The organism is uncultured Draconibacterium sp., from assembly GCF_913063105.1.
Classification (GTDB): domain Bacteria; phylum Bacteroidota; class Bacteroidia; order Bacteroidales; family Prolixibacteraceae; genus Draconibacterium.
This window is the reverse complement of the sequence record NZ_CAJXYQ010000037.1, coordinates 1-14,304: the sequence shown is the minus strand read 5'-3', so window position 1 is coordinate 14,304 and position 14,304 is coordinate 1. Positions and strand designations below refer to the sequence as shown.

Genomic DNA, 14,304 nt, shown 5'->3' with positions numbered 1-14,304 from the left:
GCTTATTAATTGATTCGGCTTTCATATTATAGCAAGCTAATTAAATGAGTTGCTCCACCTGAAATTCTAACTGATCCGTAATATCAACAGGAAACATAAATTAAGCGGCCCCTCAATTTTTCTGACGCATTTTCTCATCATCAATATTTTTGCTTATTATGTTGAATTATCGACACTTAAGCTTTTTTTAAGCCCGCGAGAATGGCATATTCAGACGCACACAACACATTTGTCCTAAAAAATCAATCCACCGCATTCTAAACACTTTAAGTAAATATTAAGGTTCGGACGAAAAAAAAAACAGCACTTGACTCAATGAATAAAATGTATTTACTTTGTGTGGCTTTTTAAAACAGGCAGTTAAAACCTGAAAGCGAAATAATTACAATAATTTTCTTTTAAATAAATTAAAACTTTCTCAACTATGATTAAAATAGGTATTAACGGATTCGGTAGAATCGGACGTTTTGTTTTCCGCCAGGCAGTTGCCAAAGGAACAGTACAAGTTGTAGCTATTAACGACCTTATTGATGTTGAATACATGGCTTACATGTTGAAATACGATTCAACTCACGGTCGTTTTGACGGAACTGTTGAAGTAAAAGACGGTGCACTGGTTGTTAACGGAAATGTTGTTCGTGTAACTGCAGAGCGCAATCCAGCCGACATTAACTGGGGTGCTGTAGGTGCTGAATACGTTGTTGAATCAACTGGTCTTTTCTTAACTAAAGAATCAGCTCAGGGTCACATCAACGCAGGTGCGAAAAAAGTTGTAATGTCTGCTCCTTCAAAAGACGATACTCCAATGTTCGTTATGGGTGTAAACAACAAATCATATACTAACGATATGACTTTTGTTTCGAATGCATCTTGTACTACTAACTGCTTGGCTCCTATCGCTAAAGTATTGAACGACAAGTATGGTATTGTTGACGGTTTGATGACAACTGTTCACGCTACTACTGCTACTCAGAAAACTGTTGACGGTCCTTCTATGAAAGACTGGAGAGGTGGACGTGGCGCTGGCCAGAACATCATTCCTTCTTCTACAGGTGCTGCAAAAGCAGTAGGTAAAGTAATTCCTGAGTTGAATGGAAAACTTACAGGTATGGCTTTCCGTGTTCCAACTCCTGACGTATCAGTTGTTGACCTTACTGTAAACCTGGCTAAAGGTGCTTCGTACGAAGAAATTTGTGCTGCAATGAAAGAAGCTTCTGAAGGTGAATTGAAAGGAATTTTAGGTTACACTGAAGATGCAGTTGTTTCTAACGACTTCATCGGTGAAACTCAAACTTCAGTATTCGATGCTAAAGCAGGTATTGCTTTAACTGACACTTTCGTAAAAGTTGTATCATGGTACGACAACGAAATGGGTTACTCAGCAAAAGTTTGTGAATTGATCGAGTACATGGAATCAGTAAAATAATTATACAATTATATACTGTATGAAAAGGGATGCCGAAAGGTGTCCCTTTTTTAGTTGTTGAAGAATTGTCATTGCCATTAAGACGGTGAGCACTGAGACAGAGAGATTGCAAGCAATTGTTAAACTGTAAAATTGCTAAATTGTTAATGCGGGATTCCAGGTACTGGATGCTGTAAACTGCGACTGCGAACTGCGAACTGATTCTTACCAACTACTTCAGAAATCAAAAATCGTTAACCACCATTCTGAATTCTTTACTGATGCTTTAATTCAGGCTACTTTCTACAAGTTAATACCCCATAAGATAGCAATCATCTGAAAGGAGCAAATGATTATCTTCCTTCAGCGCTCCATTCCAAAACACCAAATTAACATAGTCTTTTATAAGATATACTCCATCTTTCATTAGTTGACCATTAACTTATGGAAGATAATAGTTATAAACAATCAGCGCAACATTATCTCCTATAAGATATTGAGGCGCTGATATCTGATAGTCATTCTCTGGTGTATGAAAAAGGTTATCTGACGTAAGATAATGATCATCTTCCATAAGATAATCACTCTCTGACGGAAGCTCTTAGCTTTTGTACACTGAAAAAATGAGATTAAAAGAGATTGAAAAAAGACTGATTCGATCTGATTCGGAAACAGATCTCTCGCTATGCTTCGAGATGACAAGCTTACAAACCTTTGCCTTTCAACTTTTTACTTTTGCCTTGTTTCCTACTCGTAACGCAACGATTCAATCGGGTCGAGTTTTGAAGCTTTTTGCGCCGGATAATATCCCGAAATTATTCCGACCAAAAAGCAAAGTACCACTCCAAGAATTATCCAGGTCCACGGAATAAAGAACGGTGAACCGATCAGTTTTGCCACCCCGTTTCCGGCCAGAATTCCTAAAATAATTCCGACAAAACCACCAATCTGCCCTACCAGGATGGCTTCAATTAAAAATTGCTGCTTTACAGTTGAGCTTTTTGCTCCAATCGCTTTTCGAACGCCAATTTCGCGGGTACGCTCGGTAACGGTAACCAGCATTATATTCATTAAACCTATGGCTGCCCCAAATAAAGTAATCAATCCTATTATTGTTGCTACCAGGGTAATATTTTTAATATTTTCAAGCAGCATATTGGCCAGGTTATCACTTTTTTCAATGTTAAAATCAGTATCATCAAGCGGTTCGAGGTTACGAACAATCCGGAATGAGGCTTCGGCCTGACCGATTGCGGCATCCATAAGTTCGGGCCTGTCCACTTTAATCTGCACATCAAAGTTCATATTTGGCCTCGAAAAATAGGTACGTGAGTTGGTATATGGAATAAAACAAACCATATCGCTGTTCATTCCAAACCCACTGCCTTTTTCTGCCAAAACACCAACAACCTTGTATTTTCCGCTACCAATACTTATTACTTTCTGTATCGGATTTTCACCTCCTTTAAAAAGGCGTTTGGCCAATTCACTTCCTAGCAAAACAACATTTCTGCCGGATTGGATATCATGGTCGCTAAAACTCCGACCCGTTCCAATTTCGTAACCGGCTGTGGACAAATAGTTTTCATCAATTCCTCGAACCGAGATATTCGGATTGGTTTTCTCCGATGCGTATTTCAGGGTTGCTGTTCCGGTTGAATATACCGAGATGGCTGTAGTTGCAGGAAAATCGAACAATTCTTTAAACTCTTTTGCCTGGTAATACGAAATGTATGAATGGTTTTTGGTACGGTAACGGTTGTTTCCAATCTGAACCCGCATTCCCCTACTCGTTATGGTAAAAGTGTTGGCCCCCATCGATGCAAATTCCTGGGTTATCGAATTCTTAATCGAATCAATTGCGGTAAGAATACCTACCAAAGCAGTTATTCCCACTGCAATAATTAACACCGTTAACACCGTTCGCAACAAATTGCTCTTTACCGACGATAAAGCAACTCTGACATTTTCGAAGAATAAGGTTGTAGATCTCATTGAATTTAAAGTTCCCGTTTTTTCCAATCCAGCGCCATTCGATTTTTCTCCATTTACGACTAAAAATCTCCGGCTTGTAACAGCTAAGATACAGATAAGATCAATAGCTTACATCTTTGTTTTTTTTTGTCTTTTCCTATTGGTAGAAATGTGCAGGCAATAATTACCCGTAGCGCGTATTTTTTATGAAATAAAATTCCTTTCCAAATTAAAAAACTTCAATCAACTAATTACCAAAAAATTACTTTATCTTCGCCAACTTGAATTCAGAAAAAATTATAATGGCAAATTTCGAATTAAAAGACGATTTACAAAAGTTTAGTTATGCGCTGGGAATGAGTATTTCAGCTAACCTTATTCAATCAGGAGTAAAAACTGTTCATCCAACGGCTTTTATTACTGCATTACAAGATGTTTTTTCAGGTGTTCCTCCCAGAATGAAACCGGAAGAAGCGAACCAGATTTTGGAGTCATTTATGGCCGAATCGCAGGCAGCTGATGGTGGAAAAAACCTGGAAGAAGGTAAAGCTTTTTTAACTGAAAATGCAAAAAAAGATGGGGTAATTGAATTGCCCAGCGGACTACAATACGAGGTAATAAACGAAGGAGAAGGCGAACTGCCAACTGCAAACGACCAGGTAAAATGCCATTATCACGGAACATTAATTGACGGTACCGTTTTCGATAGTTCTGTTGAACGTGGCCAACCGGCAACATTCCCGGTTAACGGTGTTATTCAGGGTTGGGTTGAAGCGTTGCAGCTGATGTCGGTAGGCTCGAAATGGCGCTTGTTTATACCATCAGACATGGCTTATGGCCAAAACGGCGCAGGTGGAGCCATTGGGCCAAACGCAACTCTTATATTCGAGGTTGAATTATTAGAAATTGTATAACATAGTAAATGAAGGTCGGTTAGACCAAAAAAATTAATCAGATGAAAAATAGCATTATTTATCTTTTAGTAGTTGGGTTAATCGTTGCTGCAACTTCATGTCAGCAAGGTGGCCCTGCAAACGTAAAACTTGAAACCAGTGTTGACTCGGTAAGTTACGCCATTGGTGTTTTGGTTGGTGCCAACAACAAACAACAATTGGAAAGTGCACCTGGAAACGATGAAATGAACCTTGAAGCAATGGCTGCTGCATTCCGTGCGGCATCGCTTGGCGAAGAAGTTTCGATTACTGAAGAAGATGCCAACGCCATGGTACAAAAATTTTTCCGCGATGCCGGCGAACGCGAATCGCAGGCAAATCTTGAAAAAGGAAACCAATTTTTGGAAGAAAATAAAGCACGCGAAGGCGTAGTAACTACCGAAAGTGGTTTGCAATACGAAGTACTTACCGAAGGTACAGGCGAAAAACCAGGTGCTACTGATAAAGTACGCGTACACTACCACGGAACACTAATCGACGGTACTGTTTTCGACAGTTCGGTTGATCGTGGCGAACCTGCAGTATTTGGTGTAAACCAGGTTATTAGCGGATGGACAGAAGCATTACAATTAATGCCTGTTGGCTCAAAATGGAAAGTTTTTATTCCTTCGGAACTGGCCTATGGCCCACGCGGTGCAGGTGGCGATATCGGTCCTAACTCGGCACTTATTTTCGAAGTTGAACTACTGGAAATAGTAGAAGAATAGCAGGTTTCATCATTCCGAGAGAAGAACGACTGAGAAATTTCAACTAGCAGAACATTTCCGAATCAGATTTCGCTCTTCGCTTGAAATAAAAAACTTGTTGATAAAAAAACCCGTTGTCTGAACCAAGGCAACGGGTTTCTTTTTATATCTTCGTTGTTAAATTTTTAGCATCATCCTTTCGAGATTTGCCGCTGGCAAAACGATTCTCAGAATCTCATTGAAACTCAAACAGATTTTGAAACATCCATAGGATAATGCACTGAATACAAAATATTTAATTGATTATGGCATTAAGTGTTAAAGGAAAAGTAGAACAGATTTTAAAACCCGAATCGGGGGTTAGCCGAGCAGGAAAAGAGTGGAAAAAACAGGAATTTGTAATTGAAACAGACGAGCAATACCCACGCAAGGTATGTTTTACTTTATTTGGCGAAAAAGTGGATTTAATTAATGGTTTAAATTCAGGAGAGGAAATTGAAGTTTCTTTCAACCTGGAATCGCGCGAATACAACGGTCGTTGGTTTCACAATATTAATGCATGGAAAATTGATAAAGTAACAGCTGATGAAGGTATGCCTGTTCCGCCACCGGAATTTGGTATGGATGATATTCCGCCTGAACCGGCTGACGACGCAGCAGGAGACCTTCCCTTTTAATTGACGAAGGACAACAGAATAACGATAAATAGAAAATGCTATCTTTGATTAATACAGAGATGGCATTTTTTATTTGGGTCTCTTCACAGATTGGAAAATAATCCACGAATTGAAAAAAAGATTTCTTAAAACGCGCAAGTGAAATTCTAACCCCGCGTAAAAACAGGGTTACCGGGTTTCGATAAACGTGGATTAAAAACATACCCTTCAGCATCAAAAGCCTGCAGCTCTTCAATGCTTTCAATCTCATTTTCGATAATAAAACGAGTCATTAAACCCCTTGCTTTCTTGGCAAAAAACGAAATCATTTTATACTGTCCGTTCTTCATGTCTTTAAATTGAGGTGTAACAATCTCAACATTCAGTTTTTTAGTATCGATGCTTTTATAATACTCGTTTGAGGCCAGGTTGATAAGCACATTGCTGCCCGATTCGGCGATAGCCTCCTCTATTTTTGGTGTTATTTTCTTTTTCCAAAAGGCATATAAATCAGCCGAACGCTGCACCTTTAACTTCGTTCCCATTTCCAAACGATAGGGCTGCATGAGGTCTAAGGGTTTTAACACACCATAAAGTCCTGACAGAATACGCAGTTTTAACTGTAACTTTTGCAATTGCTCTTTGCTAAACGAAGGTGCATCAAGGCCTTGAAAAACATCGCCGCTAAAAGCCAGAACAGCTTGTTTGGCATTCTCGGGCGTAAACGGCTGATGCCAGGTTTGAAAACGCTCGTAATTCAGCTGCCCCAGGCTGGCCGAAATCCCCATTAACTCCGAGAGTTGTTGGGGTTTCATCTTACGCAATTTTACCAGCAGTTTTTCCGACTCATCAAGCATTTCGGGAAACGTATAATCTTGCGTTACCGCAGGCGTTTTATAATCAAGCGATTTTGCCGGTGATATGATTACTAACATAGTTTCTGATTTTTTTCAAAATTAACAGAAAAGCGGTTTTAATGTTCAGATTTCGCCTTTTTGTAAAATCAAGGATAAAGATTAAGATAAAAAAAGCTACCCCAAGAAAGGTAGCTTATAACAAAAACTCAAATCAAACGACATAAATCTAAAAGCTAATTCCAGTTCCTTGAATCATAGCTCTTTTTTTCTCAAAATGTTTTATTACGGTTTTCAATTCCATCTTACGCAATCCAGTATTTGGAATAGTGATCATAAACAGTATCCTGTGCTGAAGGGTGATCATGACGTAAAAGATAGGAATCTTCTACGCCAATGGCATCAACAAACCCCTTGTGCAATACCTTTTTTGCCAATTCCTTTTGTTCTTTAAAAGCCTCGAGAATTACCGGAACGGAAACCTGTTGTTTAATTTTATTGATGAGCACCAGGTTTCTCTTCAGTAAATAATCGTTTGATGACTCAAATTTCATTGAAGAAGCTGTAAGATCAACATTAAAGGCATCAAATCCAGCCAGTTCCAATTCGCTCACACCTTCAAGCACACGTTCTATGCCATTATAGTCAGACCAGGCTTTCTCCCGGCTACGTGCACTTTGTGTTGCTGCAATAAATTTATCATCAATCCGAATGTTCAGCATCACCGGAAAATCGTCGCCACAAACTATTTTTATAGCCTCAACAACCTTATTGGCAAACGCTATACGTTCGCGAATTTCACCTTGCAGATTTGTTATTTTGTTGAATGAAGAATCCAAAACAAACTCAGGTTTTCTGTTTCCGTTAGTAAACTGGGGTCAGGTCAACCTGAATACCATCGAATCCAACAATGCGGGCAACCGTAGCCAATCTCACATACTCATCAATGGCCTGGTCTTCTTCCGCATAACTGTTTAAGGTTACCACCTTATCTTCACGCACCTTATTTTTTGACTCGTCAATGCGTCTGACAAGCAGAAATCCGGGCAAAGCACTGCTAAAACTGGTGTTTACTCCGGCAAAAACTTTTGTTCCAAAGCGATGCACGCGTTCCACCATTTTTTTTAAGCGCTGTATGTATTCGGTCATTTCTGCTCCCGAAGGATAGTCTGTCAGATCTTGTCTGGGCGCATACATTTCTGACGATTGATTGCCGGTAACAATCATTCCAACTCCCTCTTCAGCACGTCGTTCGTAATATTCCATAGTATGGGTGGTAAACATGCCGCTAAATGTTGTAACTCCTTCATCCAGTCTTACTTTTGATACACATCTGTTTTTTACTTCGCAACCATTTATTGCAAATGGCGAAATTAGTTTCTGCTCGTTGTTTTTCATTTGTTTTAATTTTTAATATTCTTAATTCGTATTATCTCGTTTGTTTTACAAATTTAGTATCACCCCTTCCGGTAATCTGCTCTTTACGGTTCTCCAGTCATCCCAAAAAGCTCAAAAAAAAATAAGGCGGGGTGTACATCAAAAAGGGGCAGGCTAAAGAGCCTACCCCCACTTTTGAACTTACAGTAATAACAAACGACACTAACTGTTATTCCCAAAGTTTTTAAAATATCTTATTCGTTTGTATACTGCGTTGCAGTCAATATTCTTAGTTTACCTAATTTGAGCTTATTTCAGATTCTCGGCAATGTATTTAAAGGCATCCATTTTTATTTTGCTGGTTTCGCGAACGGCATTTGAGGCCGATTCGGCACTGCCAAAATGAGCGATAATTACATTGTTGGTTTTATCGATATAAATACCCTGGCCGTAAACCCCGCGTGCCGTCATAACTTGTTTATCCGGATCGTGTATCCACCAGAAATTTTTATATCCGGCAAAATGTTTGTCATATGCGGCACCATCGGTATTACTGCGATAGATACTTCGTTGCCCCGCCATGTATTCTGAAGTAGTTAAATTAAAAGTGTCTTCGATAAATTCTTTGGGGATGACCTGTTCACCATTAAATTTCCCATCATTTAATACAGTATAACCAAAGCGGGCAAAATCGCGCAGGGTTGTCAAAAATCCACCGGTGGCAATCGGGCTAAAGGCAACGTCTGCAAGCATCTGCGCATCGTGTTCAACACCCAATTTTTGCCAAATATGTTCGGCAATAACTTCCTCCAGCGACTGGTTGGTAACCCTTGAAATAATCATTCCTATTACATCAACATTTGGGGAATGGTATTCAAAAACTTCTCCCACATTTTTACTTGCATCGCTTTGTATATTTGGCAAATACTCCATATTTCCCCGGGGCGTATCGTTTGTTTTCGGATCCATCGACATCAGGTCAAAGGCAGGAATCATTCCCACTCGCCGAAAGTATTCGTAATTTACGTTACCCGGCTTTAAATCCTCGTATTCTTCCGAATAATCGATAGCAGTAACCATGTTTAAAAGCTGCTGCACCTTCAAACCTTCAAAGCCACTTCCCTTCATTTCAGGAATATATTCCTCTACCTGCTTGTCCAAATCAAGCATACCTTTATCGGCAAGAATTCCGGCTAACACCCCCACAAGCGATTTTGTAGATGATGCCCACAGGTGCAGATCTTTTTGTTTAAAATCTCCAAAATATTGTTCGTAACGAATTACGCCATCTTTTATCACAATAATTCCATCGGTATCGTCGGCAACCAAGGCATCGAGTACACTTTGCCCGTTTCCGCCGTTAAACTGATCGTGAATAAAGTCGGGGGTACTATTTCGCGGAAAATTAACAACTGCCCCACCCCTGGGAACCATTAATGAAGAATAGATACCCATATTCCGGAATGCCCATTTGTTGTAAGGTTGCTCAAAAGCATTCATAAATGTTACCTGCGATTCGGCACTGGCCGGAAAACCATCCATGGCTTTTGCTGCTATTTTTTCTTTTTGCTCCAGTACCTGTTTTTTATTGCTCCGCACTTTGCTATTGGCTATCAGCAAAATACCGGCTAATAAAACCAGGGCCATTGCCCCTCCTCTTAAAACTGTTTTTCTTTTCATTGCATTTCGTTTTATCGTTATTACTGATGCAAAGATGCCGGTTTACCAGCTGCCATTCGGCTCATAAAAGCTCAGGCGAAGTCCCATTCGGTTCAGTTCTTTTTAGCTATAATAAAGGCGAGACGTTATAGCTGAGCTAAAACAATCTCGCCTGTGAGGATATGTTAGTTGGCTATTGGAGTATGAAGCGTACTATTTTCGACATGCCGGCTTGTTACTCCAAAACGCCTTATTATTTTATCCACACGCTTCCTGATAAATTTAAGGAAGAGATGCTACCGTCTCATTTGCGACGGAGTTGGTGCCGGTGCTGGCCGGGTTGCCGGTTGCATTGGCCGTGTAGCTGGCTGACTTGGCCTCATAATCGGCTGCGCGGGCCTGTGTATCGGTTGTGCAGGACGTACATCAGGCTGCACGGGCCGGGTTCCTGGCTGGCTGGGCATGGTACCACCTGGCTGTACAGGCCTTGTACCGGGCTGAGCGGGCAGTGTCGACGGCTGAGCAGGTCGCCTGTCGGGCTGGGCCGGCAGTTGAGCAGGTTGCTGCGGGCGTCCCGGACGCTCAATCGGATGCTCGGGTTTTGGCCGGTGATGCGGCGGACGATAGTGTGGCGGACGGTAATACGGTGGCCGGTAGCCATACCAGTGCCAGTTCCAACCCCATCCCCAGTGCCAATGCCAGTTCCAGTAAAACGACGAGCGGAACCAGGGCGAATAAACAGGTACCCATCCGTAAAACGGATCGTAGAAGAAACCATAACCGTAGGTCATGGGATGATGGTAGTAAAACCGACCATGCCATCCGTGGTAATGAAATCCGGTACCGAAAACTACTGTTGGACCATAAACATACGACCCGGTGTAGCCCGATGTGTATCCGGTATAAACCACCCTGTCGGTATTCTTATAAATATGAACGAACTTTATATTGTAAAGCGGATTATCGGCCGGAATTTCTTCAACCCCTGCCGGACGCTGTGTTGCAATTTGCCATGGTCCGTAAGGCGATGACGAATTGTACCATACTGCCTCATCAACCAGGTAATAGCTGTTATTCCATTGAATTACCGGACTCGAGGTGTTTACAGCATAGCTCAGGTTGGTTCCGTCGATAGCTGCAAACTCACGATCTCCATTATACGCCACTTTTGTATCTAAAGTGGTGGAAATATCATGCCGGGTTACCGAAGGCACCTGTGCATCGCGCACAGCATTTTCGGCAGCTTTTGTTCCGGGTACGCTTACCAGCACATTGGCTTTATCGTGATTTTCCGGAATTTGGGCAAAACCGGCAGGCAAATCACCCGGAGCCAGGTACTGCCAGTTTCCCTCCAGCTTATCCGAAACAAACCAGCGCCCCGAAAACAAGGCATAGTATGTATTGGTATCCACCTGCCTGAACACTTCTGCATCAGAATTTTCAACATAAACCAGTTTCGTATTCGGAATAAGAACGTATTTCGGGCTACCATCGGTAGAAATCAATTCTGCCGGTTCGGTGCTAAAAATAAGGTCAGGAATTATCCTTGCCTGGTATTGCTCGTTTTGCATGCTGTCGTACAATTCGCGGGCATGTTTTTTCATTACCCGCTTTACACGGTTTGGCACATCATCGTTGTACTCCCACCCCTGCAGGGCATTTTCAGAGGTAAACCACAAGCCACCACCATACATATAATAGGTATCTCGTTTGTTATCCTTAACAATAAATGCACCGGCATTGGCAATTTTCGAAAAACGTTTATCCAGCTCTTCATAAAAAGGCTCGCCATTTACAATAATCAACGCTGCTGGCTGATTGGTATAAATAATTGGTGGTGCCTTTTCGTTAAATCGTGTTTCACCGCTTGCATTCGATGATCTGAAAACCTTGTCGATAGTGCTTTTAGGAAGCTCTTTAAACTGCGACTTTAATTCTGTGTAAAAAGCTTTTTCAATTTTCGCCTTTTCTTCCAACGAAAGATCTTCGGCCAGGCGAATGTCATTTACTTTCCAGTTTCTAATTTCATACATACTTGAGGAATTTCCATCCTCAAAATCAAATTCGGCCCAGAACGAGCCAAAGAGTTCATCTGCCGAGCCCTTCTTTTTTGCCAGAAATACACTCGACATTTCCATCGTTCCGTTATTGCCTGCTTTAAACTCAGGCGAAACATTCAGTATTTCTACTGAGAATTCATTGTCCGGGTTTTTTGTGTCCTTATCCCCGGCGATTTTGGTTGATGCAAATCCACCTAAAGAAAGCATCACAACCAGGACTGTACCTAATAGTGCTTTCATAACCTTCCTGTTTTAATTGTTATTACTAGTACAAATATGTTGGATTACCGGCTGGTTTTTTAACCAGAAAAGACCAGGAATTATCCCAAAAAGACCAAGTGTATCTTTTGCAGGTATTTGCTGACCACGAAACCAAATCCGCTTTAAAATAGATTGCACTAAAGACAAAACGAAAAAGCCCGGCACTAAATACCGGGCTTTTCTCAATCAATTGTTCAATCTAAATTCAAATGCCATAAGTTCGTCCTTATTCAGGATTAACTATTGGAGGCTGCTCTGGAGAGACCTCAATCGGCTGAGCCGGAAGTGGATCTTCGTAATAATAATCGTCGGAACATGATGCCATTGTTACTCCAATACCTGCTAATAATACAAATGCTACTGCTAATCTTTTTAATTTTTTCATCGTTTTAAATTTTAAAGTGTTATTACTGTTTGTTTATTTGTTCGATACAAAGATGTGGGCTTTTCAAGCCGTATTTTGCTCTTAAAAGTCCAGCTTAAGTCCCAAAGGGTTCAATAGTATAGTTACCTGCCAGCGCTCCGAAATTGGATTTATGATGCGAAGTAATTAATTGTAGTATCTTTGCCGCGGTTTAGAACAAAAACAGAGGGGAAGCGTTTTGGTAGCATTGTGCTCTTTATTCACGGTTATTATTTTGTGAGCCCTTGTTTACCAAAGAAAACAATAATGAAATTTGAAGATTTAAAATTACATCCTGTAATACTTAAGGCATTAAAGGATGAAAACTATACGGAACCAACCTCCATACAGGCACAGGCCATTCCGCTGGTATTAGAAAAACATGATGTATTGGGTAGTGCACAAACGGGCACTGGAAAAACAGCCGCTTTTGCCATACCAATTATTCAGCATTTAATAAACAACTCAGAACACGAAAAAGGCCGGCGACGGATTAAAGCGCTGGTGGTTACCCCAACCCGCGAGCTGGCCATACAAATTGGCGACAGTTTTAATGCTTATGGCAAATACAGCAGGCTGTATAATACCGTAATTTTTGGAGGGGTGCCGCAAAATCCGCAGGTACGTCAGCTGCAAAAAGGCATCGACATACTTGTGGCCACTCCCGGACGCTTACTCGATTTAATCAGTCAGAATCATATTTCGTTGCAGCACATCAAGTATTTTGTGCTCGACGAGGCCGACCGCATGCTCGATATGGGGTTTATTCACGACATTAACAAACTGCTGAAGCTATTACCCAAACAGCGGCAATCGTTGTTCTTTTCGGCTACCATGCCAAAAAACATTGTAAAGCTTTCGCAACAAATTCTGGTGAACCCCAAAAAAGTGGCGGTAAACCCGGTTTCGTCAACCGCTGAAACCATACAGCAGCAAATCTATTTCACCAACAAAAGCGATAAAAAGAACTTGCTGTTGCATATTCTTAAAAATGAAGAACTGGAACAGGTTCTGCTGTTTTCGAGAACCAAGCACGGCGCCGACCGGATTGTGCGAAACCTGCGCAACAAAAAAATTGAAAGTGCAGCTATTCATGGCGAAAAAAGTCAGAACCAGCGCCAAAAAGCCCTGTTGCGGTTTAAAAAAGGAGAAATACGGGTGCTGGTAGCCACCGATATTGCGGCACGCGGAATTGATATTGACAAACTGCGTTATGTAATTAACCACGACATACCCAACGAGCCCGAAACCTATGTACACCGTATTGGCCGCTGTGGCCGGGCCGGCGAAGAAGGTATAGCCATTTCGTTGTGCGAGCCCGAAGAAAATGCTTATGTAAAAAGCATTGAAAAGCTGATAAAGCTAAAGATTGAAGTTGCCGATAACAATCCTTTTCCGCAGACCGACAAGCCGATGAATGCCAATGAAAAGAAAGCATTTGAAGCTGAAAAACAGCGAAAACGACAGGAGTTTTTTGCCAACCGTAATAAAAAACGAGGCAACCAAAACCCGGGATTCAGACGGAAGAAAAGGTAGTTACCACAGGAGAACTTTATTAATTCATATTTCTGGTCTTATCGACAAGGGCACGGATTACCCTTCGCTGGTGCGGATTTGTAATCCGTACCTCAGCCGCAGGATTATAAGTAAATTTGCGGGGAACTGCCCCGAACGATTCATAATTAAGTACCATTGTTGCATCGTTTTCCTGCCGGAGGCAATACTTTTTGGCCTGAACCAAAAAGTATTCAAAAAGTTCGAGGCTGCTTTTGCCCTTAGCATTTACCCTTCATAAAACCCAACTTCGGACGGGTGATCTCTTCGTTTCCTCAGAGCTTCCCGCTCTCAGTAAGATTTTATTTTGATTAAATACACGAGCAAAAGAGGCCGGGGAGTTTCAATGTAGCGTCGTTTTTTTAACAGCTGTTTTTGAAAAAACTAAACCACGATGCACTGGAAGTACATCGATTTAAAATTGAATGAAATTCAAAAGAAAATAACGAAGACATGAGTAAT

At 41.2% G+C, this 14,304-nt stretch carries 13 protein-coding genes; 5 read left to right on the top strand and 8 right to left on the bottom strand.

Features of this window, described 5'->3' with window-relative positions; all coding sequences use genetic code 11:
- Positions 1-424 precede the first annotated feature (424 nt).
- Positions 425-1,426 carry a type I glyceraldehyde-3-phosphate dehydrogenase gene (gene gap / locus QZ574_RS19295; RefSeq protein ID WP_297092616.1) on the top strand — a complete coding sequence of 334 codons (1,002 nt, stop codon included), beginning with the start codon at positions 425-427 and terminating at the stop codon, positions 1,424-1,426.
- 726 nt (positions 1,427-2,152) lie between these two features.
- Here the strand turns inward: gap and QZ574_RS19290 are convergent.
- Positions 2,153-3,400 carry an ABC transporter permease gene (locus tag QZ574_RS19290; RefSeq protein ID WP_297092614.1) on the bottom strand — a complete coding sequence of 416 codons (1,248 nt, stop codon included), beginning with the start codon at positions 3,398-3,400 and terminating at the stop codon, positions 2,153-2,155.
- Between the two features lie 281 nt (positions 3,401-3,681).
- Between QZ574_RS19290 and QZ574_RS19285 the strand changes: the two genes are divergently transcribed.
- The 3 genes from QZ574_RS19285 to QZ574_RS19275 all read left to right on the top strand — a co-directional run bounded on the left by QZ574_RS19285 (position 3,682) and on the right by QZ574_RS19275 (position 5,695).
- Positions 3,682-4,293: an FKBP-type peptidyl-prolyl cis-trans isomerase gene (locus tag QZ574_RS19285; protein WP_297092613.1), complete on the top strand. Its 612-nt coding sequence runs from the start codon at positions 3,682-3,684 to the stop codon at positions 4,291-4,293.
- A gap of 41 nt (positions 4,294-4,334) precedes the next feature.
- Positions 4,335-5,039 (top strand): FKBP-type peptidyl-prolyl cis-trans isomerase, encoded by a 705-nt coding sequence (locus QZ574_RS19280; RefSeq protein ID WP_297092611.1) that lies wholly within the window; start codon positions 4,335-4,337, stop codon positions 5,037-5,039.
- A 284-nt stretch (positions 5,040-5,323) separates the two neighbouring features.
- Positions 5,324-5,695, top strand: a complete 372-nt coding sequence (locus QZ574_RS19275; protein WP_297092609.1) for a DUF3127 domain-containing protein — start codon at positions 5,324-5,326, stop codon at positions 5,693-5,695.
- A 146-nt stretch (positions 5,696-5,841) separates the two neighbouring features.
- Here QZ574_RS19275 and yaaA read toward each other — a convergent pair whose 3' ends face one another.
- From yaaA to QZ574_RS19245, 6 genes are all read right to left on the bottom strand, one after another.
- On the bottom strand, positions 5,842-6,609 hold the full coding sequence (gene yaaA / locus QZ574_RS19270) for a peroxide stress protein YaaA (protein ID WP_297092607.1): 768 nt from the start codon (positions 6,607-6,609) through the stop codon (positions 5,842-5,844).
- Between the two features lie 224 nt (positions 6,610-6,833).
- Positions 6,834-7,367: a hypothetical protein gene (locus QZ574_RS19265; protein WP_297092606.1), complete on the bottom strand. Its 534-nt coding sequence runs from the start codon at positions 7,365-7,367 to the stop codon at positions 6,834-6,836.
- 25 nt (positions 7,368-7,392) lie between these two features.
- Entirely contained in the window at positions 7,393-7,926 is a 534-nt protein-coding gene (locus tag QZ574_RS19260; RefSeq protein WP_297092605.1) for a hypothetical protein, read from the bottom strand.
- A gap of 288 nt (positions 7,927-8,214) precedes the next feature.
- The gene (locus QZ574_RS19255) at positions 8,215-9,585 is read right to left on the bottom strand and encodes a serine hydrolase (protein ID WP_297092604.1); all 1,371 of its coding nucleotides are present in this window, start codon (positions 9,583-9,585) and stop codon (positions 8,215-8,217) included.
- A gap of 275 nt (positions 9,586-9,860) precedes the next feature.
- Positions 9,861-11,864: a hypothetical protein gene (locus QZ574_RS19250; protein ID WP_297092603.1), complete on the bottom strand. Its 2,004-nt coding sequence runs from the start codon at positions 11,862-11,864 to the stop codon at positions 9,861-9,863.
- Between the two features lie 247 nt (positions 11,865-12,111).
- Positions 12,112-12,270, bottom strand: coding sequence for a hypothetical protein (locus QZ574_RS19245; RefSeq protein ID WP_297092601.1), 159 nt, complete (start codon positions 12,268-12,270; stop codon positions 12,112-12,114).
- Positions 12,271-12,555: 285 nt separating this feature from the next.
- On the opposite strand from QZ574_RS19245, the gene QZ574_RS19240 reads away from it, so the two are divergent.
- A complete protein-coding gene (locus QZ574_RS19240; protein WP_297092599.1) occupies positions 12,556-13,824 on the top strand; it encodes a DEAD/DEAH box helicase in 1,269 nt (422 codons plus the stop codon).
- A 19-nt stretch (positions 13,825-13,843) separates the two neighbouring features.
- On the opposite strand, the gene QZ574_RS19235 is transcribed toward QZ574_RS19240, so the two are convergent.
- Positions 13,844-13,981 carry a hypothetical protein gene (locus tag QZ574_RS19235; protein WP_297092597.1) on the bottom strand — a complete coding sequence of 46 codons (138 nt, stop codon included), beginning with the start codon at positions 13,979-13,981 and terminating at the stop codon, positions 13,844-13,846.
- Positions 13,982-14,304 lie beyond the last annotated feature (323 nt).